This window comes from Pseudomonas sp. NPDC087346, from assembly GCF_044744235.1.
Classification (GTDB): Bacteria; Pseudomonadota; Gammaproteobacteria; order Pseudomonadales; family Pseudomonadaceae; genus Aquipseudomonas.
The window spans coordinates 12,441-31,957 of sequence record NZ_JBIUXX010000056.1 but is presented as its reverse complement, the minus strand read 5'-3'; the positions used below and the strand labels follow the sequence as shown (position 1 = coordinate 31,957).

Annotated in this window: 18 protein-coding genes and 1 pseudogene; 9 read left to right on the top strand and 10 right to left on the bottom strand. The window is 58.9% G+C overall.

Annotation, left to right across the window (positions count from 1 at the left end):
* Window positions 1-15 precede the first annotated feature (15 nt).
* On the top strand, window positions 16-396 hold the full coding sequence (locus ACIOZM_RS25285) for a RidA family protein (protein ID WP_003229509.1): 381 nt from the start codon (window positions 16-18) through the stop codon (window positions 394-396).
* Window positions 397-465: 69 nt separating this feature from the next.
* Window positions 466-1,206, top strand: coding sequence for a hypothetical protein (locus ACIOZM_RS25280; RefSeq protein ID WP_401218755.1), 741 nt, complete (start codon window positions 466-468; stop codon window positions 1,204-1,206).
* Window positions 1,207-1,343: 137 nt separating this feature from the next.
* Here the strand turns inward: ACIOZM_RS25280 and ACIOZM_RS25275 are convergent, their stop codons facing one another.
* A complete protein-coding gene (locus tag ACIOZM_RS25275) occupies window positions 1,344-2,201 on the bottom strand; it encodes an SDR family oxidoreductase (RefSeq protein ID WP_401218753.1) in 858 nt (285 codons plus the stop codon).
* 189 nt (window positions 2,202-2,390) lie between these two features.
* Here ACIOZM_RS25275 and exbB point away from each other — a divergent pair, with 189 nt between their 5' ends.
* From exbB to ACIOZM_RS25245, 6 genes are all read left to right on the top strand, one after another.
* Window positions 2,391-3,356, top strand: a complete 966-nt coding sequence (gene exbB, locus ACIOZM_RS25270) for a tonB-system energizer ExbB (RefSeq protein WP_401218751.1) — start codon at window positions 2,391-2,393, stop codon at window positions 3,354-3,356.
* A 6-nt stretch (window positions 3,357-3,362) separates the two neighbouring features.
* The gene (gene exbD, locus ACIOZM_RS25265; protein WP_401218748.1) at window positions 3,363-3,791 is read left to right on the top strand and encodes a TonB system transport protein ExbD; all 429 of its coding nucleotides are present in this window, start codon (window positions 3,363-3,365) and stop codon (window positions 3,789-3,791) included.
* Window positions 3,788-4,537 (top strand): energy transducer TonB, encoded by a 750-nt coding sequence (locus tag ACIOZM_RS25260; RefSeq protein ID WP_401218745.1) that lies wholly within the window; start codon window positions 3,788-3,790, stop codon window positions 4,535-4,537. The genes exbD and ACIOZM_RS25260 overlap by 4 nt, the downstream gene beginning before the upstream one ends.
* Before the next feature lie 276 nt (window positions 4,538-4,813).
* Window positions 4,814-5,743 carry a LysR substrate-binding domain-containing protein gene (locus ACIOZM_RS25255; protein ID WP_401218742.1) on the top strand — a complete coding sequence of 310 codons (930 nt, stop codon included), beginning with the start codon at window positions 4,814-4,816 and terminating at the stop codon, window positions 5,741-5,743.
* 9 nt (window positions 5,744-5,752) lie between these two features.
* Window positions 5,753-7,828 (top strand): ATP-dependent DNA helicase RecG, encoded by a 2,076-nt coding sequence (recG, locus tag ACIOZM_RS25250; protein WP_401218740.1) that lies wholly within the window; start codon window positions 5,753-5,755, stop codon window positions 7,826-7,828.
* A gap of 79 nt (window positions 7,829-7,907) precedes the next feature.
* Window positions 7,908-9,308, top strand: coding sequence for an aminoacyl-tRNA deacylase and HDOD domain-containing protein (locus ACIOZM_RS25245; protein WP_401218737.1), 1,401 nt, complete (start codon window positions 7,908-7,910; stop codon window positions 9,306-9,308).
* Between the two features lie 253 nt (window positions 9,309-9,561).
* Here ACIOZM_RS25245 and ACIOZM_RS25240 read toward each other — a convergent pair whose 3' ends face one another.
* Window positions 9,562-9,945 (bottom strand): helicase, encoded by a 384-nt coding sequence (locus ACIOZM_RS25240; protein ID WP_401218779.1) that lies wholly within the window; start codon window positions 9,943-9,945, stop codon window positions 9,562-9,564.
* Between the two features lie 271 nt (window positions 9,946-10,216).
* Between ACIOZM_RS25240 and ACIOZM_RS25235 the strand changes: the two are divergent.
* Window positions 10,217-10,360 (top strand): annotated as a pseudogene (locus tag ACIOZM_RS25235) (DUF6124 family protein); the annotation flags it as partial.
* Between the two features lie 51 nt (window positions 10,361-10,411).
* Here ACIOZM_RS25235 and ACIOZM_RS25230 read toward each other — a convergent pair.
* The 8 genes from ACIOZM_RS25230 to ACIOZM_RS25195 form a co-directional block, all read right to left on the bottom strand.
* Window positions 10,412-10,837: a hypothetical protein gene (locus ACIOZM_RS25230; RefSeq protein ID WP_401218735.1), complete on the bottom strand. Its 426-nt coding sequence runs from the start codon at window positions 10,835-10,837 to the stop codon at window positions 10,412-10,414.
* Between the two features lie 56 nt (window positions 10,838-10,893).
* On the bottom strand, window positions 10,894-11,883 hold the full coding sequence (locus tag ACIOZM_RS25225; protein WP_401218732.1) for a hypothetical protein: 990 nt from the start codon (window positions 11,881-11,883) through the stop codon (window positions 10,894-10,896).
* Between the two features lie 19 nt (window positions 11,884-11,902).
* A complete protein-coding gene (locus tag ACIOZM_RS25220; protein ID WP_401218730.1) occupies window positions 11,903-12,274 on the bottom strand; it encodes a hypothetical protein in 372 nt (123 codons plus the stop codon).
* 10 nt (window positions 12,275-12,284) lie between these two features.
* Complete coding sequence (locus ACIOZM_RS25215; protein WP_401218776.1) at window positions 12,285-12,734, bottom strand: hypothetical protein; 450 nt, start codon at window positions 12,732-12,734, stop codon at window positions 12,285-12,287.
* 95 nt (window positions 12,735-12,829) lie between these two features.
* The gene (locus tag ACIOZM_RS25210) at window positions 12,830-15,280 is read right to left on the bottom strand and encodes an alpha/beta hydrolase (protein ID WP_401218728.1); all 2,451 of its coding nucleotides are present in this window, start codon (window positions 15,278-15,280) and stop codon (window positions 12,830-12,832) included.
* Between the two features lie 9 nt (window positions 15,281-15,289).
* Complete coding sequence (locus tag ACIOZM_RS25205) at window positions 15,290-16,684, bottom strand: TIGR01777 family oxidoreductase (protein WP_401218725.1); 1,395 nt, start codon at window positions 16,682-16,684, stop codon at window positions 15,290-15,292.
* 203 nt (window positions 16,685-16,887) lie between these two features.
* Window positions 16,888-18,255: a lysozyme inhibitor LprI family protein gene (locus ACIOZM_RS25200; RefSeq protein WP_401218773.1), complete on the bottom strand. Its 1,368-nt coding sequence runs from the start codon at window positions 18,253-18,255 to the stop codon at window positions 16,888-16,890.
* A 46-nt stretch (window positions 18,256-18,301) separates the two neighbouring features.
* Complete coding sequence (locus ACIOZM_RS25195) at window positions 18,302-19,441, bottom strand: lysozyme inhibitor LprI family protein (protein WP_401218723.1); 1,140 nt, start codon at window positions 19,439-19,441, stop codon at window positions 18,302-18,304.
* Between the last annotated feature and the right edge of the window lie 76 nt (window positions 19,442-19,517).

Sequence of the window (19,517 nt, the reverse complement as noted above, 5' to 3'; positions counted from 1 at the left end):
TACAAGGAGTCATACATGACCAAGACTGTTATCACCAGCGACAAGGCCCCAGCTGCCATCGGCACCTATTCGCAGGCAATCAAGGCCGGCAACACCGTCTACATGTCGGGCCAGATTCCTCTGGACCCAAAGACCATGGAACTGGTGGAAGGCTTCGAAGCCCAGACCGTCCAGGTGTTCGAGAACCTCAAAGCCGTGGCCGAAGCTGCCGGTGGTTCGTTCAAGGACATCGTCAAACTGAACATCTTCCTCACCGACCTGAGCCACTTCGCCAAGGTCAACGAGATCATGGGCAAGTACTTCGACCAGCCATACCCGGCCCGCGCCGCCATCGGCGTTGCTGCCCTGCCGAAGGGTTCGCAAGTCGAAATGGATGCCATTCTGGTCATCGAGTAATGCGTACGGCGCAGCCATCAAACGCTGCGCCGACTGCTCTGCAAGAAAAGGTTTTGAAAGGATTCCACCATGCGCAAAGCGCTTGCTCTCTCGCTGCTCGCCATATTCCTCGGCGGCTGCGCCAGCGACCCTGCCGACCGTGACATCAGCGGCACCTGGATCAACCAGGTGGCGATCGATGCTGCCGCCAAGGGCGGTCCCCTGCGCGAAGCGCTTCAGGCCTATGGCCCGAATCTGGAATGGGACATCAACACCAAGGCCAGTCAGGCCCGCTACACCAACGGTTTTGAGAACGTCGAAGGACGGCTGCTGGGCGAACAGTCCGGCGCCTGGAAAGTCGACTTCTATGGCAGCTCCAGCAGTGAGCTGAAACGTGACGGCCGACAATTGAAACAGGCTTCCACCGAGAACGAACCGGAACAACTGTTCGACCGCGCGCAGATTCCGGTACCGGAAGGTGCACCGATCGGCGCCAGCTTCGAACGCGCACTGTATTCCGCTTATCTGGGCGGCAGCTGGAAAATTGCCAGCGGTGACGGCGAAGGCAACACCGTGCAGTTTCAGGCTGACGGTCAGGTGACTGGCCTGCCGAATGCAGATCGTTACGCCTTGTGCCTCGCAGGCGATTGCGCCTCGATGAGCAGCGACCACGACAGCATGTGGCTGCAACAGGGTGGACAAGGCAATAACTGGATCTTTGTCCGCAAGGGTAAAGAGCTGGAAATCCTGCAAGCGGTGAACAGCGCACTGGCGGATGAACAGCCACAGTTCGCCCCGGGTGAGCGCAAGTGGTTGCTGGAAAAACAGTAAGCACACCTGAACACAACGCATAACCCTGTGGGAGCTGGCTTGCCAGCGATGAGGCCGTCACGTTCAACATCAATGTTGGCTGACAGGCAGTATTCGCTGGCAAGCCAGCTCCCACAGTGATTTCCGGTGCCTGGAAGTCAGCATTTACCTTCGAGGATCGCGGCATAACCTTCGCGATAGCTTGGGTATTTCGGCACCCAGCCCAGCGCTTTCGCCCGCGCATTGCTGCATCGCTTGCTGCCGGTACGGCGCACGCTGGCGTCATCCGCCCACTCAGTCACACCCAGATACTCGCGCAGCCAGCCCACAACTTCGGCCAACGGCGCAGGCGCATCGTCGACGCCGATGTAGACCTTCTCCAGCGCCACACCCTTTTGATCCGCTTCCAGCAGAAACGCCATCAAACCGGCAGCATCGTCGGCATGAATGCGATTGCCGTACAGCGGCGGCTCGACTGCCACGCGATACCCGCGCCGCACCTGAGTCAGCAGCCATTCACGGCCGGGGCCGTAGATGCCGGTCAGACGCAGGATGCTCGCCGGGATGCCACTGGACAGCGCGATCTGCTCGGCTTCCAGCATCACCTGACCCGAGTAGCCGGCCGCGACGGTTTCGGAGCTTTCGTCGACCCACTCTCCCTCCTGCTGCCCATAAACGCTGCTGCTGGACACGAACAGCAGGCGATCCGGCGTCTGCCCGTAGTCGTCCAGCCAACTCAGTACATTCTGCAAACCCTGCACATAAGCCGCGCGATAACCGGCCTCATCGTGGTCGGTGGCTGCCGCGCAATACACCAGGTAATCCACGGCGCCAACCGGCCAGGTCTCCGGGCAATCTTCATTGAACAAGTCACCGGCCACACCGATCACCCCGGCCGGCAGGCGTGAAACGTCCCGGCGCAGACCATGAACCTCCCAGCCCAGGGCCAACAATTGCGTGGCCAGACGGCTACCGACATCACCACAACCGGCGATCAAAACAGAAGGCGCGGACATCAAAAAACTCCCATCGGAAAGCTACAAACTAGCCTCGGCACTGGACGAGTGGCTAGCAATCAAGGAAAAAAAGATACTCTATTACTTTTGTTAACAAGAATTACTTGCAATAATGCACGCCACTTTTGTTCTCGGCCTTGCGAGGCCTGGTAGAGCATCACACGTTTTTCTATCTCAGGTCCGGCCAGCATGACACGCAATCAAATTCCCGCTTCGCCAACCAAACGACCTCGCGCCTGGAGCGCAGTGGCGGCTCTGTTGCTCAGCCTGATGCTGGCGCCGACCGCCGCTTTCGCTGACGCTCAGGCCCCTGCCGCTCCGGCCGCCACCGAGCAGCATGCTCCTGCCGGTACCGCACCGGTTGCTGCGCCTGCTGTCACCGATCCGGTTCAAGCAGTAGATGCCGACGCCGCCGATGCCCCGGAAGTCCTCGAAGCCGACAACACGCTGGGCATGGCCCACGACCTGTCGCCATGGGGCATGTACCAGAACGCCGACATTATCGTGAAAATCGTGATGATCGGCCTGGCCATCGCCTCGATCATCACCTGGACCATCTGGATCGCCAAAGGCCTTGAGCTGATGGGCGCCAAGCGTCGTCTACGGGGCGAAATCGCCGCCCTGAAAAAAGCCACCACCCTTAAAGAAGCCAGCGCCACGGCGGGCAAGGAAGGCACCCTCGCCAACCTGCTGGTCCACGACGCCCTTGAAGAGATGCGCCTGTCGGTCAACAGCCGCGAGAAAGAAGGCATCAAGGAACGCGTCAGCTTCCGTCTTGAGCGTCTGGTTGCCGCTTGCGGCCGCAACATGAGCAGCGGCACCGGCGTGCTCGCCACCATCGGCTCCACCGCGCCGTTCGTCGGTCTGTTCGGTACCGTGTGGGGCATCATGAACAGCTTCATCGGCATCGCCAAAACCCAGACCACCAACCTCGCCGTTGTGGCCCCGGGCATCGCGGAAGCACTGTTGGCTACTGCACTGGGTCTGGTCGCTGCGATTCCGGCGGTGGTCATCTACAACGTGTTCGCCCGTTCGATTGCCGGTTACAAGGCGCAGGTGTCCGACGCTTCGGCAGAAGTCCTGCTGCTGGTCAGCCGTGACCTCGACCACCAGCCTGAGCGCAGCTCCCAGCCGCACATGGTTAAAGTGGGGTAATCGGCCATGGGCCTGCATTTGAAAGAAGGCGCAGACGACGATCTGGCCGAGAACCACGAAATCAATGTCACGCCGTTCATCGACGTGATGTTGGTACTGTTGATCATCTTCATGGTGGCAGCTCCGCTCGCCACCGTGGACATCAAAGTCGATCTGCCTGCCTCGACCGCCAAACCGGCGCCGCGGCCAGAGAAACCGGTGTTCCTCAGCGTCAAAGCTGATCAGCGCCTGTTCCTCGGCGAAGACGAAGTGAAGGCCGAAGCCCTCGGCGCCACACTCGACGCCAGAACCCACGGCAAGAAAGACACGACCATCTTCTTCCAGGCTGACAAAGGCGTGGACTACGGCGACCTGATGAGCGTGATGGATAACCTGCGCGCAGCCGGTTACCTGAAGGTCGGTCTGGTCGGACTCGAGACGGCAGCCAAGAAATGATCACGACGCGCCATAAGCTGACGCGTTACGGCGGTAGCCTGGCCGTGGTGCTGGGTGTTCATGCGCTGGCCATCGCGCTGGCGCTGAACTGGACCGCCCGCCCGCCCATCGAATTGCCGCCGCAGGCAATGATGGTCGAGCTGGCACCGGTTCCGGCCCCGCCACCGCCGGCTCCGCCGAAAGTCGTCACGCCGCCGCAGCCACCGGCTCCGGTTGAAGAGTTGCCGATTCCGAAAATGGCAGAAGCGCCAAAAGCGGAAATCGCGGTACCCAAGCCGAAACCCAAACCGCCAAAGCCTAAACCGCCGAAGCCGGTCGAGAAGAAGCTGCCTGATCCGCCGAAGGAAAAACCTTCCGAGGAAAAGCCGTCCGACGCTCAGCCGACCCAGACACCGACGGAGAAATCCGCCCAGCCTGCACCGGGCCCGTCGCCGGCACAGATGGCTGCGAAGGCCAGCTGGCAAGGCACGCTGCTCGCGCATCTGGCGAAGTACAAGAAGTATCCGCAAAGCGCCCAGGCGCGGGGCAAGGAAGGCTTGAACCGTCTGCGCTTCGTGGTTGATGCCGAAGGCAACGTGCTGTCGTTCGAACTGGTGGGCCGTTCCGGCAACGCCGATCTGGACCGGGCAACCCTGGAAATGATCCGCCGCGCCCAACCGCTGCCCAAGCCGCCGGCCGACATGTTGACCAATGGCTCGATTGAAATTGTTGCGCCGTTTGTTTACTCGCTGGAACGCCGCCGTTAAGGCCACACAAAACCCTGTGGGAGCTGGCTTGCCAGCGATTGCAGTGTGTCAGACAAGAATTTACCTACTGACCCACCGCTATCGCTGGCAAGCCAGCTCCCACAGGTACCTCCGCCAACCGGGGAATCCAGCAAAAAAGGCACCGAAAGGTGCCTTTTGCATATCTGTACGCGGCAAACACACATTGCCCGGTGTCGCATTCCTCACTCAGTCTGATAACGTGCGTCTATCGATTGCAGCCGGTATGCTTGGCCCGCATCTTCATGGACGCTTGCTATGACCCTCACAGAATTACGCTACATCGTTACCCTCGCCCAAGAGCAGCATTTCGGCCATGCCGCCGAGAAATGCCACGTCAGCCAGCCGACCCTGTCGGTGGGTGTGAAGAAACTTGAAGACGAACTCGGTGTGCTGATTTTCGAGCGCAGCAAAAGCGCCGTGCGTGTGACCCCGGTCGGCGAAGGCATCGTCGCCCAGGCGCAGAAAGTGCTGGAGCAAGCGCAGGGCATCCGCGAACTGGCCCAGGCCGGCAAGAACCAGCTGACCGCTCCGCTGAAAGTCGGCGCGATCTACACTGTCGGCCCGTATCTGTTCCCGCACCTGATTCCACAACTGCACCGGGTCGCCCCGCAGATGCCGTTGTACATCGAAGAAAACTTCACCCACGTGCTGCGCGACAAACTGCGCAACGGCGAGCTCGACGCGATCATCATCGCCCTGCCGTTCAACGAAGCCGACGTGCTGACCCTGCAACTCTACGACGAGCCGTTCTACGTCCTGATGCCGGCCCAGCACCCGTGGACGCAAAAAGAAACCATCGACGCCGGCCTGCTCAACGACAAGAGCCTGCTGCTGCTCGGCGAAGGCCACTGCTTCCGCGATCAGGTGCTCGAAGCCTGCCCGACCCTGACCAAGGGCAGCGACGGCGCCAAGCACACCACAGTCGAATCCAGCTCGCTGGAAACCATTCGTCACATGGTCGCTTCGGGGCTGGGCATTTCGATCCTGCCGCTGTCAGCAGTCGACAGCCATCACTACGCCCCGGGCGTGCTCGAAGTGCGTCCGCTGTCGCCGCCAGTGCCATTCCGCACCGTAGCGATTGCCTGGCGCGCGAGCTTCCCACGGCCGAAAGCCATCGAGATTCTTGCCGACTCCATTCGCCTGTGTTCGGTGGCCAAGCCAGCGGCACCGGTTACAGCCGGTTAAGCGAGCGTCATGACTGAGCTGTCGCAAGTGTCGGTGACGGCACTCAAGGGTGTCGGGGAAGCCATGGCCGAGAAACTGGCCAAGGTCGGTCTGGAGAACCTCCAGGACGTGCTTTTCCATCTGCCGTTGCGTTACCAGGATCGCACCCGCGTGGTGCCGATCGGCGCATTGCGCCCCGGTCAGGACGCCGTCGTCGAAGGCACCGTCAGCGGCGCCGACGTGGTCATGGGCCGCCGCCGCAGCCTCGTCGTGCGCATGCAGGACGGCACCGGCGGGCTCAGCCTGCGTTTCTACCATTTCAGCAACGCACAGAAAGAAGGCCTCAAACGCGGCACGCGCATTCGCTGCTACGGCGAAGCACGGCCCGGTGCCTCGGGGCTGGAAATCTACCACCCGGAATACCGCGCCATTACCGGCGACGAACCACCGCCAGTGGATGAAACGCTGACTCCGGTCTACCCGCTGACGGAAGGCCTGACCCAAGCGCGCCTGCGCCAGTTATGCATGCAGACCCTCACCATGCTCGGCCCGACCAGCCTGCCCGACTGGCTGCCGACCGAACTGGCCCGCGACTATCAACTGGCGCCGTTGGCCGACGCGATCCGCTATCTGCACAACCCGCCGGCCGATGCCGACGTCGACGAGCTCGCCCTCGGCCATCACTGGGCCCAGCATCGTCTGGCCTTCGAAGAACTGCTGACCCATCAACTGTCGCAGCAACGCCTGCGCGAGAGCATGCGTTCGCTGCGTGCCCCGGCGATGCCGAAAGCCAAGAAGCTGCCACCAAAGTATCTGGCCAACCTCGGCTTCAGCCCGACCGGCGCGCAACAGCGTGTCGGCAACGAAATCGCCTACGACCTCAGCCAGCACGAACCGATGCTGCGGCTGATTCAGGGCGACGTCGGCGCGGGTAAAACCGTGGTCGCCGCCCTCGCCGCGCTGCAAGCGCTGGAAGCGGGTTATCAAGTCGCGCTAATGGCGCCGACCGAGATTCTCGCCGAACAACACTTCATCACTTTCAAGCGCTGGCTCGAACCGCTGGGCATCGAAGTCGCGTGGCTGGCCGGCAAGCTCAAGGGCAAAAACCGCGTCGCCGCGCTGGAACAAATCGCCAGCGGTACACCAATGGTGGTCGGCACCCACGCGCTGTTCCAGGAAGAAGTGAAGTTCAAGAACCTCGCACTGGTGATCATCGACGAACAACACCGTTTCGGCGTGCAACAGCGTCTGGCGCTGCGGCAGAAAGGCGTCGGCGGGCGCATGTGTCCGCACCAGTTGATCATGACCGCCACGCCGATTCCGCGAACACTGGCGATGAGCGCCTACGCCGACCTCGACACCTCGATCCTCGACGAGCTGCCGCCCGGACGAACCCCGGTCAACACCGTACTGGTCACCGACACCCGCCGCGTCGAAGTCATCGAACGGGTGCGCGGCGCCTGTGCCGAAGGGCGTCAGGCCTATTGGGTGTGCACGCTGATTGAAGAGTCGGAAGAGCTGACCTGTCAGGCTGCCGAAACAACTTTCGAAGACCTCACCGCCGCCCTCGGCGAACTGAAAGTCGGGCTGATCCACGGACGGATGAAACCCGTCGAGAAAGCCGCCGTGATGGCCGAATTCAAGGCCGGCAACCTGCAACTGTTGGTCGCCACAACGGTGATCGAAGTCGGCGTCGACGTGCCCAACGCCAGCCTGATGATCATCGAAAACCCCGAGCGTCTCGGCCTCGCGCAACTGCACCAATTGCGCGGCCGCGTCGGTCGAGGCAGCGCCGCCAGCCATTGCGTGCTGCTCTACCATCCGCCGCTGTCACAGATCGGGCGCCAGCGGCTGGGCATCATGCGCGAGACCAACGACGGTTTCGTCATCGCCGAAAAAGACCTCGAACTGCGCGGCCCCGGCGAAATGCTCGGCACCCGCCAGACCGGTCTGCTGCAATTCAAAGTCGCCGATCTGATGCGCGACGCCGATCTGCTGCCCGCCGTGCGCGATGCCGCACAGGCATTGCTGGAACGCTGGCCGACCCACGTCAGCCCATTGCTTGATCGTTGGCTGCGTCATGGGCAGCAATATGGCCAAGTGTGAGCACCGTCGCAGTTTGTGAAGGATCGTTCCTACAGAGCTGGTTATACTCCTGCCATTGTTTCAAAACTGGATACACACCATGACCGAAGCCGCTCTCGCCCCCGAACCCCCGCACGCTCCGTCCGTCATTCGGCTGCTGCTGGGCAAGTTGGGCATCGCCTACGAAGAAGTGCTCGACCACCACGGTCTCAACGCCTCGCGCAAAGTGCAGGCCGTGTTGCTGGACGATGCCGTGGGCGCGCTGATGGTGCTGTTCCCGCAGAGCCAACTGCTTGACCTCAATCGCCTCGCGGAACTGACCGGCCGCCGCCTCACTGCCGTGTCCACCGAGCGCCTGGAAAAGATGCTCGGCAAACATAGCCTGAGCCTGCTACCAGGCCTTCCAGCGCTGACCAGTTCGCCATGCCTGTATGAAGAAAGCCTGCTGCGCGAGCCCAAACTGCTGATCAACTCCGGCGAGCCGGGCGTGCTGCTGGAAATCACCAGCGAAGCTTTCAAGACCATGCTGACCAAGGCCAGCGCCGCCAACTTCGGCGAAGCCCTGAGCAGCATCCGCCCCAACCTTGATCGCCCGGATGACGACCGCGAGGAAATCACCCAGGCTGTGCAAGCGTTCACGGCGCGCCGTATCCAGCAGCGTCTGGAAGCGACCATTGAGATTCCACCGCTGGCGGAAACTGCACAAAAAATCATCAAGCTGCGCGTTGATCCGAACGCCACCATCGACGACATCACCGGCGTGGTCGAAACCGATCCGGCGCTGGCTGCTCAAGTCGTGAGCTGGGCGGCATCGCCGTACTACGCTTCGCCGGGCAAGATTCGTTCGGTGGAAGACGCTATCGTCCGCGTACTCGGCTTCGATCTGGTGATCAACCTGGCGCTGGGCCTGGCCCTCGGCAAGACCCTGAGCCTGCCGAAAGACCACCCGCAGCACACCACGCCGTACTGGCAGCAGTCGATCTACACCGCCGCCGTCATCGAAGGCCTGACCCGGGCCATGCCGCGCGCTCAGCGCCCGGAAGCCGGCCTGACCTACCTCGCCGGTCTGCTGCATAACTTCGGTTATCTGCTGCTGGCGCACGTGTTCCCGCCGCACTTCTCGCTGATCTGCCGTCACCTGGAGGTCAACCCACACCTGTGCCACAGCTATGTCGAGCAACACCTGCTGGGCATCAGCCGTGAACAGATCGGCTCGTGGCTGATGCGCTACTGGGACATGCCGGATGAGCTGGCCACCGCCCTGCGCTTCCAGCACGACCCAAGCTACGATGGCGCCTACGCCGAATATCCGAACCTCGTCTGCCTGGCAGTACGCCTGCTGCGCGGTCGCGGCATCGGCTCCGGCCCGGACGAAGACATCCCCGACGCCCTGCTCGAACGCGTCGGCCTGAGCCGCGACAAAGCCAACGACGTCGTCAGCAAAGTCCTCGAAGCCGAAGTCCTGCTGCGCGAACTGGCCTCGCAATTCAGCCAGGCCTAAACGCATCGCGGGCAAGCCACGCTCCCACAAGATCTACGCGATCCCTGTGGGAGCGGGCTTGCCCGCGATGAATCCAACTCAATCTACCTGACTCAGCACAAAACCCTGTGGCGAGGGGATTTATCCCCGTTCGGCTGCGCAGCAGTCGAAAATCCAGCCAACCGGGTGTGCCTGATAAAACCCAAATACCAGGTTTCAGGGCCGCTTCGCAGCCCAACGGGGATAAATCCCCTCGCCACAACAGCCCTTCTACTCAGGCTTTCGGTTTAGCCTTCCTCGGCTTCAAATACTTGGTCAGCCCCTGGAACCAAATCACCAGCGCCGGGTTGCCTTTAATCTGAATCGACTTGTCCTGAATCCCCTGCATAAACGCCAACTGCTTGTTGTTCGCCTGCATCGTGGCAAAGCCATAACCCGCATCTTTAAACGCAATCGCAAACGCCGGCTCCGCCACCACCCCGGACTTGCTGGTGATGCGCTGGTTTTTCACCACAAAGTGCCGCGCCACCTTCCCATCCAGAGTCTGCAACTGAAACACCAGATCCTTGTCACCCAACTGCTGCTGGAACGCAGGATTTGTCCGACTGGCCTTACCCATCAACAAACCCAGCATCCACAGAAGAAAACGAAATTTCATGCGCACAGCCTCAAAAGGAAAATGAACGGCCGGGGCAGTGTAAGTGATTCGCACAATAACGCCACTATCTGCGTCCATTGAAGATAATGCAGTCATTTTCCAGCACGATGACCACCAAGTCACAATCCAAAACCCACCGTCCTACACCTGTTGAAACACATCCCTGTAGGAGCTGCCGAAGGCTGCGATCTTTTGATCTCCCGCCCCGCAAACCTATGGGAAATTTCCTGCAAAGCGCCGGGATATGCATGATCATCGATAGCCTCTGTGGGTCGCCGCGGACCTCGCTGACGACATCGATGGCTCGCGCCGGTCGGTCGCCCTGGCGCTGAGTAGAATGGCGGATGGCGTGAGATTGATGGTGGAGGGGACGCTAGACCACATTGAAGTGCGGAGGGCGGCGGCTAAGCCGTAGCGAGATTTGCGGATGAAAAAAGGGGACGTTAAGCCCCCTTTCTTGAAGACATTATCCCCACTGGCAACCCGTCTCTGGGGAGGCCTCGATGCTGAAGTCTTCATCGAACGAATACTGTTTGCCGGATTTGTAATTCGTGTAGCGCATCGAGTTTACCCGAGCGCCTTGCGTTGCAATGACATACTGTCCCGTCACCACACCGTCTGAAACTTCCACCCAAGTCGTCGTGAATTCGTAGGGCCCACCCTCCGTCATAACGTACTCTTCGGTTCGGTGATAAACCAAAGTAATGGCTTTTTTCGACTTGCTGTACCTGACACTTGCACCGCTCCATTTAGCGGCCACGTCGTAATAGGTTCTGAACTCAAAATTGATGTTTTTGCCTTCCAACGATTGGAAGCACCTTACCTGTGTAGAAACTTCGCTGTGGGCCGCCAAAGGCAACACCAACAGCAGCACTAATAATAACTTCTTCACAAATCCCTCTGAACCCGTTCTGTTGAAGGCGCTTATGCCGATGAACGCCGGCGTATCTAAAGCGAATAATCCGTCACTTCTTCCAGCCGCCAACACTGCCCACGAACAAACCGATATTCGAAGACATAGTCGGTATCCGGCTTCTGCAGGATCGCGATCGCCTTGTTGCCTCGCTCTTCCTTGATGGTCAACGTCAAGCCTTGGGCATCTCGTTTTGCTTGATCCGGGATGATTGGAAACTTGAGCTCATCGCCGCTGAGATTGCGTTTTTGCATTTCAGGCTCAGGATCGCCGGGCACGGTCGTGGCCATTTTCAGCGGTTGCTGGACGAAAGCTTTTTGCACGTCGGCGCGCTCCGAAAATGCTGCAAGGAACGCTGAAAACTCGGGTGAAGGACAAGCGACACTGGTCTCGTCGCCGTTAGTTTTGGCCGACTTTTGGCGCAGGTCCTGCTGAAGCTTTGAATCAGCAATGATCTTTGCATCGAGGTCTGCCAGGCGCTTTTTGATACTCGCCGCATCCTTGTAGGCACACACAACATCGACGCCGTTTTCAAGGTCTCGGCCGTCTCGGCAATCCTGCAATTCGGGATCTGGTGGATCACCGCGAAAAAACCGCAACGACAACTGTTCGCCCTGCTTGATGAGTGGCAATTCCAGCGTCCAATAGGTGTAGCCTTCGAAACCACCGTTTGACTCTTTTTGCCTCATGAGCACGTAAAGGGACTTCCCCGCTCGCTCAGGGAATTTGCGTTCAAAGAAAAACACCGACGCGACTTCATCACCTATGAGCGGCGCCACAAACAAGAGCTCTGGGTTCGTAGCACTCATCGTCGTATAAAAAACCTCACCACCGGGAACGTAGGCACCTGTCGTCTGACCTTTGAGCGTGTTCTTCAAGAACAACACGGTGATCTTCTGCTCGCCCACCGATGCCACCACCGGCGGATGCATTTGCTTGATGGTTTGCAGGTCATCCGCCGTTGCCGTTTGCGCGGTAAGACCAATGATCGATGCGAGCATGCCTGCGAGAAAAAGCTGATTCATCGAGAATTCCCTTTCGCCGTTAACCGGCCTGTTTTTCCGTCAGGCATTTTGCGTAGCCATCGGCTAACTTTGCGTCGAAGGACAACGCCACCGGCTCGTCCAGGTCCGCCGAGGTGTTGAGCAACACCCGCGTCGCCGGGGTGTATTTGATCCAGCCAATGGAGCCAGTGCCGTCGGTGTCGAAAAACAACTGCGCGCGCACGGTTTCGCCATCATCGTCGTCGATCAACAGATTGACCTTGTCCTTGCCGACATATAGGAACGGGAAGTTGCTGCTTCTGACCACTTCAGTGAGGTAGCCATAGCAACTCACTTCACTGGCGCCCGCAGGCATTGCGAAAGACAAAAGCAAAAGCGTACTCATCACGAGTCGATTGAACAAACGGTTCATCCCATCATCCTTAATCAAGCGGCGGCGCTTCTGCGTCGGTCATCGTCAGCAGCCGAAATTCATTGTTCACAAACTCGTAGTAACGATCCCGATTAACGCTTTCCAATGAATTCCCCTGGGCATCTTCTTCGCCGTCGAGGGTGATGCCGGTGATGAAGATCAAGCGGCTGTCGGGCTGGTAGGTCATGGCGAAGGTGCTGCCGTCGTAGGCATTTGGCAGGCCGCCGGCGACTTCTCCGGTGCGCGCATCGAGCACCTCGGCGCAGATGGCGCTGCCGCCACAACCGAGCTGGTGGAGGATGTAATGGCCGGCGAAGTTGATCTTGCCTTTCAGGGCTTTTGCTCGCGCACTGTCCATCACCGGGCTGCTGTTTTCTTGTGGCACCAATTCATGGTGGGGGCCGGTGAAAACCGGCGTGACGATGTAGTTCTTGAAGGTTGGGTCGGCGGCGAATGCCATGGATGTTGCAGCAAATATCAAGCTGCCGAGAAGAGCCGAAAATCCTTTCACGTAGTAACTCCTTAATGGAAGACCAAAAACCAACGGCTGCCAGCTCATTCCTTGTTGCCCGGGCTGATCAGGCTCAACTCACCATCCCGATACAACACCTCACACCCCACCCACGCCGGATCAACCTGCGGCATCACCGCCGACGGCTTGCGCAATTCCCGCAGCAACGTCGAGCCATGGGACAAGCGCCCGCCCATCCGCGCAATCACTGCCCGCGCCGTTTGGTAATGCGCGTGCCGGCCCGGATCGAGGGTGTCTTCGAGCAAGATGTCGGCGCCGAGGATGCCTTGCACCTGTCCCGGATAAATCATGAACCCGGTCGCCTGCTCCGCACCTTCGCGGCCGTCCTGCCAGAAGCTGCCATCGCGGGTGCGAATGTCCGGATGCGGCGCGAACCAGTACTCGCGATCTGCCAGCGGCATGACGTGGTGCAGACGGAAGAAGATGCGCATCAGGTTGTCGCGATACCACTCGCGCACTTGCAGGTAGTAACCGCGCAAGCCCGGCAGGCCGCTCGAGTGCGCGATACGGATCAGGCTCGACCACTGCGGAAATGCCTGTAACGGCAGCTCGCTTGCCGCTGGCCGAGGCGTTGCCGGATCGGTCTCCCATGGCAATCGGTGGGGGCTGTTTTCAAGGTTGTCGTAAGCGGTCCGCGGACGCCCCAGCCAATCGCCGCCGCTGCTGGCCAGCGCTGTGGCGATGCACAGATTGCCTTGCACTACGAACACGTAAAACCGGGTGAACCAGTCCGCCAGTTGTTGGCCGTCAGCTCGTTGGGCGACGAGTTCGGTGAGCTCTTGATCGAAGCGCTGCAAGCCATGTTCAAGAGTCAGCAAGTGGCCGCGTGCGATGCGTTGCATGCGCAGGAACAGCGGCAGCGAACGCAACATCTTCAGCGGTCGCCACGGCAGATGCGGGGTCGCGCCGCCGACTTCTCCGGCGTAGTTGCTGGCACTGATGCCCCAGTCGGCGAGTCGGGCGAGGAACAGGTCGTTGTTGATGTAAGACGCGCCGCCGAACACTGCGGTGAACGGCTCGTTGTCCTGCAATACCCGCGCATCCCAGCGCGCCATGATTGCAGGGATACTCGCTGCCGCGCGCCGCTGAGCGTACTCCACCAACACGCTCGGTTGCGGCGGCAGGATCTCGGCGATGTTGGCGGCAGTCAGGTGCCGGCGCCAGCCGTAATCGCTGATCGGCCGGTATTGCAGCAGCCACAGTTGCGCGCCGTCCCAGGCCCATTCGACGTCGCCGGGCACGTAGTGAAATACGCGTAACACGTCTTGCAGAAAGCGCCACAACAGATCTTCGGTCAAGCCATGGGACGGCGTGAACGCGCCGCTTCGCCACGCATCGCCGAGCCGCGAAAGCGTTGCCCGCGAGGGGCTGACGTGACCGTCGGCCAGCGATTCGAGATGACCTTCAACCCATTCCAGTTCTACCGACAGATGCCGCACAAACGCGATCCCGGAAACCACCGGCGTGATGAAGCGCTGGACCACCACTTCCTCGACGCCTTCGGCCGTGAGTTCGGCGATGCGTTTCGGCACATTGGCGCTCGGCTCGCGCAGATAGGTGGTGCTCAAACCGGCATTCGCTGAATCGGCCTGATCCTCGCCATAACTGGAGGAGCGCACCGCCCAGGTCACGTCGGGTTGCGCGGCGAGAAACGCTGACAGACGCGGATCATCGCAATCGTTAAGCGTCAGCGCCGCTGGCACCGGTTGCCTTGCCAGTTCAGCGAGGCGCAACCGACCGCCCTTGGAGTGCGCGACAAATCCGCGCTCGCCGGACTCGAGCCACGCGGCGAATTCGGCCGGCGAATCGATCCACGGGTAATGACCCCAACCGGGTTTGAGGCTGATGGTCAGATCGGCGCGGGCGAGAATCGCCGACCACGCCGCCGCTTGCTCAATGCCCAACACGTTGTCCTGATCGCCCCAGACCAGCTCGACCGGATCGGTGATCCACTCCAGCAGCGGCAGCGCCGTGTCGGCTCGCACCAGATCCCAATGCGGCACAAACGCTCGGCAACGCGCATAACCGGCGCCCATGCGTTGATATTGCGCGGGCGTCCAGGTCTGGTTGGAGAACTTTCGCGCGAACAGCTTTGGTTTGTTCGACAGCAACCAGTGGATGGTCTTGCGAATCGGCAGCGGCGACATCAGCGCAGGCAACCTTCTCTGCCACAAAAACGCCCCGACCGGCGCCAGCAAAACACTGCGCGAAAAGTGCCCGGGCCTACGTTGCAACGCATGCAACACCAGCAACGCATTGACCCCGACCGCCATGATCGCGCTGCCTTTTTGCGTCATCGCCAGCAAGGCCTGAGCGTAGGCCGCCAGATCCTCGCAGGGTGGCTGCGGGTTGGCGCCGAAGCCCGGCAACTCCAGCGGCACCACGTCGTAGCGCTGGAAGTGCGGCAGTGCGTCATCCCACCAATCGGCAGCGCTGCCGTTGCCGGCCAGCAGGTACATCAACGGCTTGCTCATTAGCGATCCTCAGGTCAGATCGCGCAGAGCGGCGTCGAGGGTTGGATAGCGGAATGTGTAGCCGGCCTCGGTCAATCTTTGAGGCACCACGCGCTGACCGTCGAAGAACAGCTCCGCCATTTCCCCGGCCAGCGCGCGCACTGGCGCAGCAGGAATATGGAACCACACTGGGCGCTTGAGAACCTTGCCGGCATGCTTGGCGAACGCTGCCTGACTGACCGTTTCGGGCGCGACCATGTTGTAGGTGCCGCGCAGATTGTCGTCGTTGAAAGCCCGCGCGATTACCTGAAGCACATCGTCGCGATGCACCCAGCTCATAATCTGCCGACCGTCGCCCATGCGCCCGCCAAAGCCCAAGCGGAACGGCATCAGTAACGGCAACAACGCACCGCCCGGGCCGAACACTACGCCGAGGCGCAGCACCACCTGACGCACGCCAAACTCGGTAGCCGGTTGCGCGGCGGCTTCCCATCGAGCGCAGAGTTCGGCCATGAAGCCGTCGCCCTTGCTGGCGTGTTCGTCGAGGCTTTCGCTGGCATCGCGCACGCCGTAGAAACCGATGGCCGAGGCTTGAATCCACAGCGTTGGTTTGTGCCGCGTGTTCTTCAACCAGGTCATCAACGCTTCGGTGGTACCGACTCGGCTGGCGAGCAGTTGCGCTTGACGCTTGGGACTCCAGCGTGGCCCAGCTACTGGTGCGCCGGCGAGATTGATCACTACGTCGAAGGCTTCGTCGTGGCTGAGCTCGCTAAGCGAATGCACACAGCGGACGCGGCCGTTGAACAGGTTCGCCGCGTTCAACGGATCACGCGTCAGGACGCTGATTGAATGACCGGCGTCGAGTAGTTGGTTGACCAAAGCCTCACCGATAAAACCGGTGCCGCCGGTGATCAGCACGCGCTTGAAAGCGCCGCCGGCAAACGGGTTGAACAGGCTCCGTGCCTTCACTGAAGGAAACTTTTGGCGGTCATGCCGATACAGCCAGAACAACGGAGGCAACAACACCAGCAGCGCAAAACCATCGAGCCACAAGTGCGACCAGACCTGTTGTTGCGCTGAAAGCCACATGTCCTGCGGCGCCCATAACAGGATGCCGGCGATCAACCAACCCCACACTGCCGGTGTTTTCAAGCGATTGCCCAAGTGCACCAGCGCGAGCATGTACAGCGAATAACTTTGCAGCGTCGCGCCGAAGAGTGCGAGCCACCAGACTTGTTGTTCGTGGCCGGCCGCAGGTACCGCATCGGCGCCCCAGAATGCGAGTTCGAGGGTGTGCAGATAGCCGTCGAGTAATCCGGAGTGACCGGCCCAAGTCAGGGTGAGACCGGCGAGTATGTGCACGACTGCGGCGGCGTATAGCCAGAGCACTAACGCGGGGCGAAGGGAGATCGAGGGGGCTGGCATTCCGTGTCCTGAGCGCATTCCTTGGAGGTGAGGAGTTTAAAGGAAAATCGCGGTCGTCAGATGCTCAAGTATTAAACGTTTAAGCGCTGCGGATTCTGGCTCAGCGCATATGAAAACGCGTTAGCCATGATGGCTGAACGCGTTTGATCACATCGAGGTAAAAGGCGTCGGGCGCTGTAAACGCCCTTCTTCACTTAACCGCACTAAAAGCAGCTGCTGGCCACTATCGGTTCGGCCACTTCGGACTGAAGTCGCTTAATCGCATTGATACCCGAGTCGTTACCTTTGTCGGCAGCAAGCTGATAACAGGCCAAGGCGCGAGGAGTATCTTTCTTTCCTAGATCGCCGCTTTTCCAATAATCGCCTAACGAAACGAATGCATGGGTTGATCCCATGGTGGTAGCACGAATCAACTCTTTTTCAACGTCCAGCGGGCGCTGGCAGGGTCCTGAACCGGCCAATTCATTACCAAAACAATAGAAGCCAGCCAACGACTCAGCACCGCTCGTTGAATCAACGGCTGCTGCCTTGAAAAGAGCCTCAACTTTGCCGTATTCCAATTGCGGGGCCATACCCGACAGACTTAGCCCGGCCGCAGCCGAACTAGATATAGGATCGCCTGAAGCGGCCGCGCACAGGTAATTTTCCAAAGTCGCCTCAAAAAGTTCTCCTGTCAGTCGGTATTGCTCAAGGCCGCCCAAGCCAGCAAATCCTTGTCCGCGCTGCCAACAGAAATTCTCCGCACGACTCATTTTCCGCGTACCGGCTACAGAAAGCTCTTTATCAGGAATCGACCAGTCCTCAACCCCATCAAGCGTCCAGCAGGACTTCCGCGAAAAGTTGAAAATCTTGATATTGCTGTTGCCGGCGCGTTTATCCACAACGTTAACGTGGCGGTCATCCACCTTCTCGATCTCTATTCCTTCCACTTTCCCATCGGGCACGGCCACCATTAAGGGAAACGCCATATCGCGTCCCACCTCCGCAGTAACGTAGGTCACAATCCGCCCTATATCCGACGTCCCCTTTAATACCAGCAGCTTCACGGCCTGCGCAGTTAGTCGCTTCTGCGATTCGGCATTAGCGGAGAATGCTGGAAGAAACTGTGCAAAGTCTTGCGTAGGGCACGAGCCACGTCCAATTGTCGGGCCACTCCCGGTATCGGACGCGATATTGTCCAAAAACACTGAACGGTCACGACTCATACTGGCGATGCAATTGTTCACCGCTGCCACATGCGCCGAAGAGCCCGATTCCGTCTCCAACGCATCGACCTGGCAATCGGTATCGCGCAGTTTGATCCAGGCGCGCTGAGCCTCCTGAACCGTTGCCTTTTGGCTCGCCGCAGGAACTGGATCGGTCTGATATCCACCTTCGAGCCGAACCATCAGTTCTTGATAACTGGTATTCAACTGCTTATCTGCAGCAACCTTGGCACTCACAGAACATCTTTCCCTCTGAGAGTTCGTAGTGATATCGACACATGCATCGTCAGCAAATGCATGTCCCCCCAACAGAGATAAACCACCAATCAGCACGGCGGGCAGCACCGGAATAAGATATTTACTCAAGGCAAATTCCAACAATATCTTGCGAAAGTGTATTTTTAAGTCGTGCTTATTCTTCAAGGGAGATAGCCATTTTCAGAGTAGATCCATTCAGATAAACGACTGCTTCGCGCCCATTAATATCGACAGGGGTAGGATTTTGGATCATTCCTTCATCACTAGCCTTCGCAATTTTTGTTAACGTCTTATCCGCAACATTGGCACGCCAAATAGTTTCATCACCATTTTTGAAATAAAACGTCGGCCGTGACTTGCTCCAAATCGGAGCATATATATTCCAACCGGCCTCGGGCCGACCAGCCTGCGCTATCGTTTCATACCCTGAGGTGTGCGAGTAGTACGCTTGCAATTTTCCATACTCACCACCCCAACCGAATGTCAAACCACTAACAGCATTTTCATCAGTATTTGGCCACTGCTGGAACAGCAAACTGCTTTCCAATGGCGGAGATTTTGAACCGAGCTTATAAACCATCCCCCGCAGCTGATTCTTAGAGAGTTGCTGTCGATAGTAAAACGCCCCATCAAAGATTCCCGCAAACCTTTTCCCTTCGTCGTTTGAACCCAAACTCAGAGCACCATCAAAACCGATATCTTTCGCAATCGTGTGCAATACCGGCCTGTCGTTGCGATCAACGTACTCATATAGATTACCCCGGTACGCAATCATCGCCGCATCAAAATACCCTTCAAACACGATGACATGCAACATGCCTGAAATTGTTTCAGCGGAGATCAAAAATCGTTCGACAGCCCCTTTTTCATTGGGAAGCCATGCTAAATCAATGACCTTCCATGAGCGTTCAAACTGTGTGTAGGGTTTATCACCCAACATTAACTTAATATCTTTCTGAGTCGGCCTAGGCGCAATAGAAACCGGTGTGAGAAAGCTTATCTGCTGAACATAAGCTTCCTCTAAACACTCGACTGACTCACAAGAATTACGCTCTAACTCAAGCCAATCACTTTCTATTATTTGCAAAGCTCGCCGATATTTTATCGTCTTGAAGACCTCACCTAGTTTTTCATCCATTGCGGACAAAGAAGGAGAACTACAAATTTTCCTTTCTACGTCCGTCGAAGCTTTGCCACAGTCGAAACTCGCAGAAAATGCCACCGAACTGAAAAGCAAAAAGGCTAACGGTAAAAAGCCAGGGAGCGAATATATATTTTTCATTGAATCAGCCATCGAAGAAATTTCCCCACCATCGAAACGGATACGTTTACGCTCCGCCTCAAAATCAAAGAATTTTGTCGCAACAAAT

Bases quoted from the DNA above. Each gene is read 5' to 3' on its own strand.
- ACIOZM_RS25285 (WP_003229509.1), top strand. From the start codon at position 16: ATGACCAAGACTGTTATCACCAGCGACAAGGCCCCAGCTGCCATCGGC.
- ACIOZM_RS25280 (WP_401218755.1), top strand. From the start codon at position 466: ATGCGCAAAGCGCTTGCTCTCTCGCTGCTCGCCATATTCCTCGGCGGC.
- ACIOZM_RS25275 (WP_401218753.1), bottom strand. From the start codon at position 2,201: ATGTCCGCGCCTTCTGTTTTGATCGCCGGTTGTGGTGATGTCGGTAGC.
- exbB (WP_401218751.1), top strand. From the start codon at position 2,391: ATGACACGCAATCAAATTCCCGCTTCGCCAACCAAACGACCTCGCGCC.
- exbD (WP_401218748.1), top strand. From the start codon at position 3,363: ATGGGCCTGCATTTGAAAGAAGGCGCAGACGACGATCTGGCCGAGAAC.
- ACIOZM_RS25260 (WP_401218745.1), top strand. From the start codon at position 3,788: ATGATCACGACGCGCCATAAGCTGACGCGTTACGGCGGTAGCCTGGCC.
- ACIOZM_RS25255 (WP_401218742.1), top strand. From the start codon at position 4,814: ATGACCCTCACAGAATTACGCTACATCGTTACCCTCGCCCAAGAGCAG.
- recG (WP_401218740.1), top strand. From the start codon at position 5,753: ATGACTGAGCTGTCGCAAGTGTCGGTGACGGCACTCAAGGGTGTCGGG.
- ACIOZM_RS25245 (WP_401218737.1), top strand. From the start codon at position 7,908: ATGACCGAAGCCGCTCTCGCCCCCGAACCCCCGCACGCTCCGTCCGTC.
- ACIOZM_RS25240 (WP_401218779.1), bottom strand. From the start codon at position 9,945: ATGAAATTTCGTTTTCTTCTGTGGATGCTGGGTTTGTTGATGGGTAAG.
- ACIOZM_RS25225 (WP_401218732.1), bottom strand. From the start codon at position 11,883: ATGAATCAGCTTTTTCTCGCAGGCATGCTCGCATCGATCATTGGTCTT.
- ACIOZM_RS25220 (WP_401218730.1), bottom strand. From the start codon at position 12,274: ATGAACCGTTTGTTCAATCGACTCGTGATGAGTACGCTTTTGCTTTTG.
- ACIOZM_RS25215 (WP_401218776.1), bottom strand. From the start codon at position 12,734: ATGGCATTCGCCGCCGACCCAACCTTCAAGAACTACATCGTCACGCCG.
- ACIOZM_RS25210 (WP_401218728.1), bottom strand. From the start codon at position 15,280: ATGAGCAAGCCGTTGATGTACCTGCTGGCCGGCAACGGCAGCGCTGCC.
- ACIOZM_RS25205 (WP_401218725.1), bottom strand. From the start codon at position 16,684: ATGCCAGCCCCCTCGATCTCCCTTCGCCCCGCGTTAGTGCTCTGGCTA.
- ACIOZM_RS25195 (WP_401218723.1), bottom strand. From the start codon at position 19,441: ATGGCTGATTCAATGAAAAATATATATTCGCTCCCTGGCTTTTTACCG.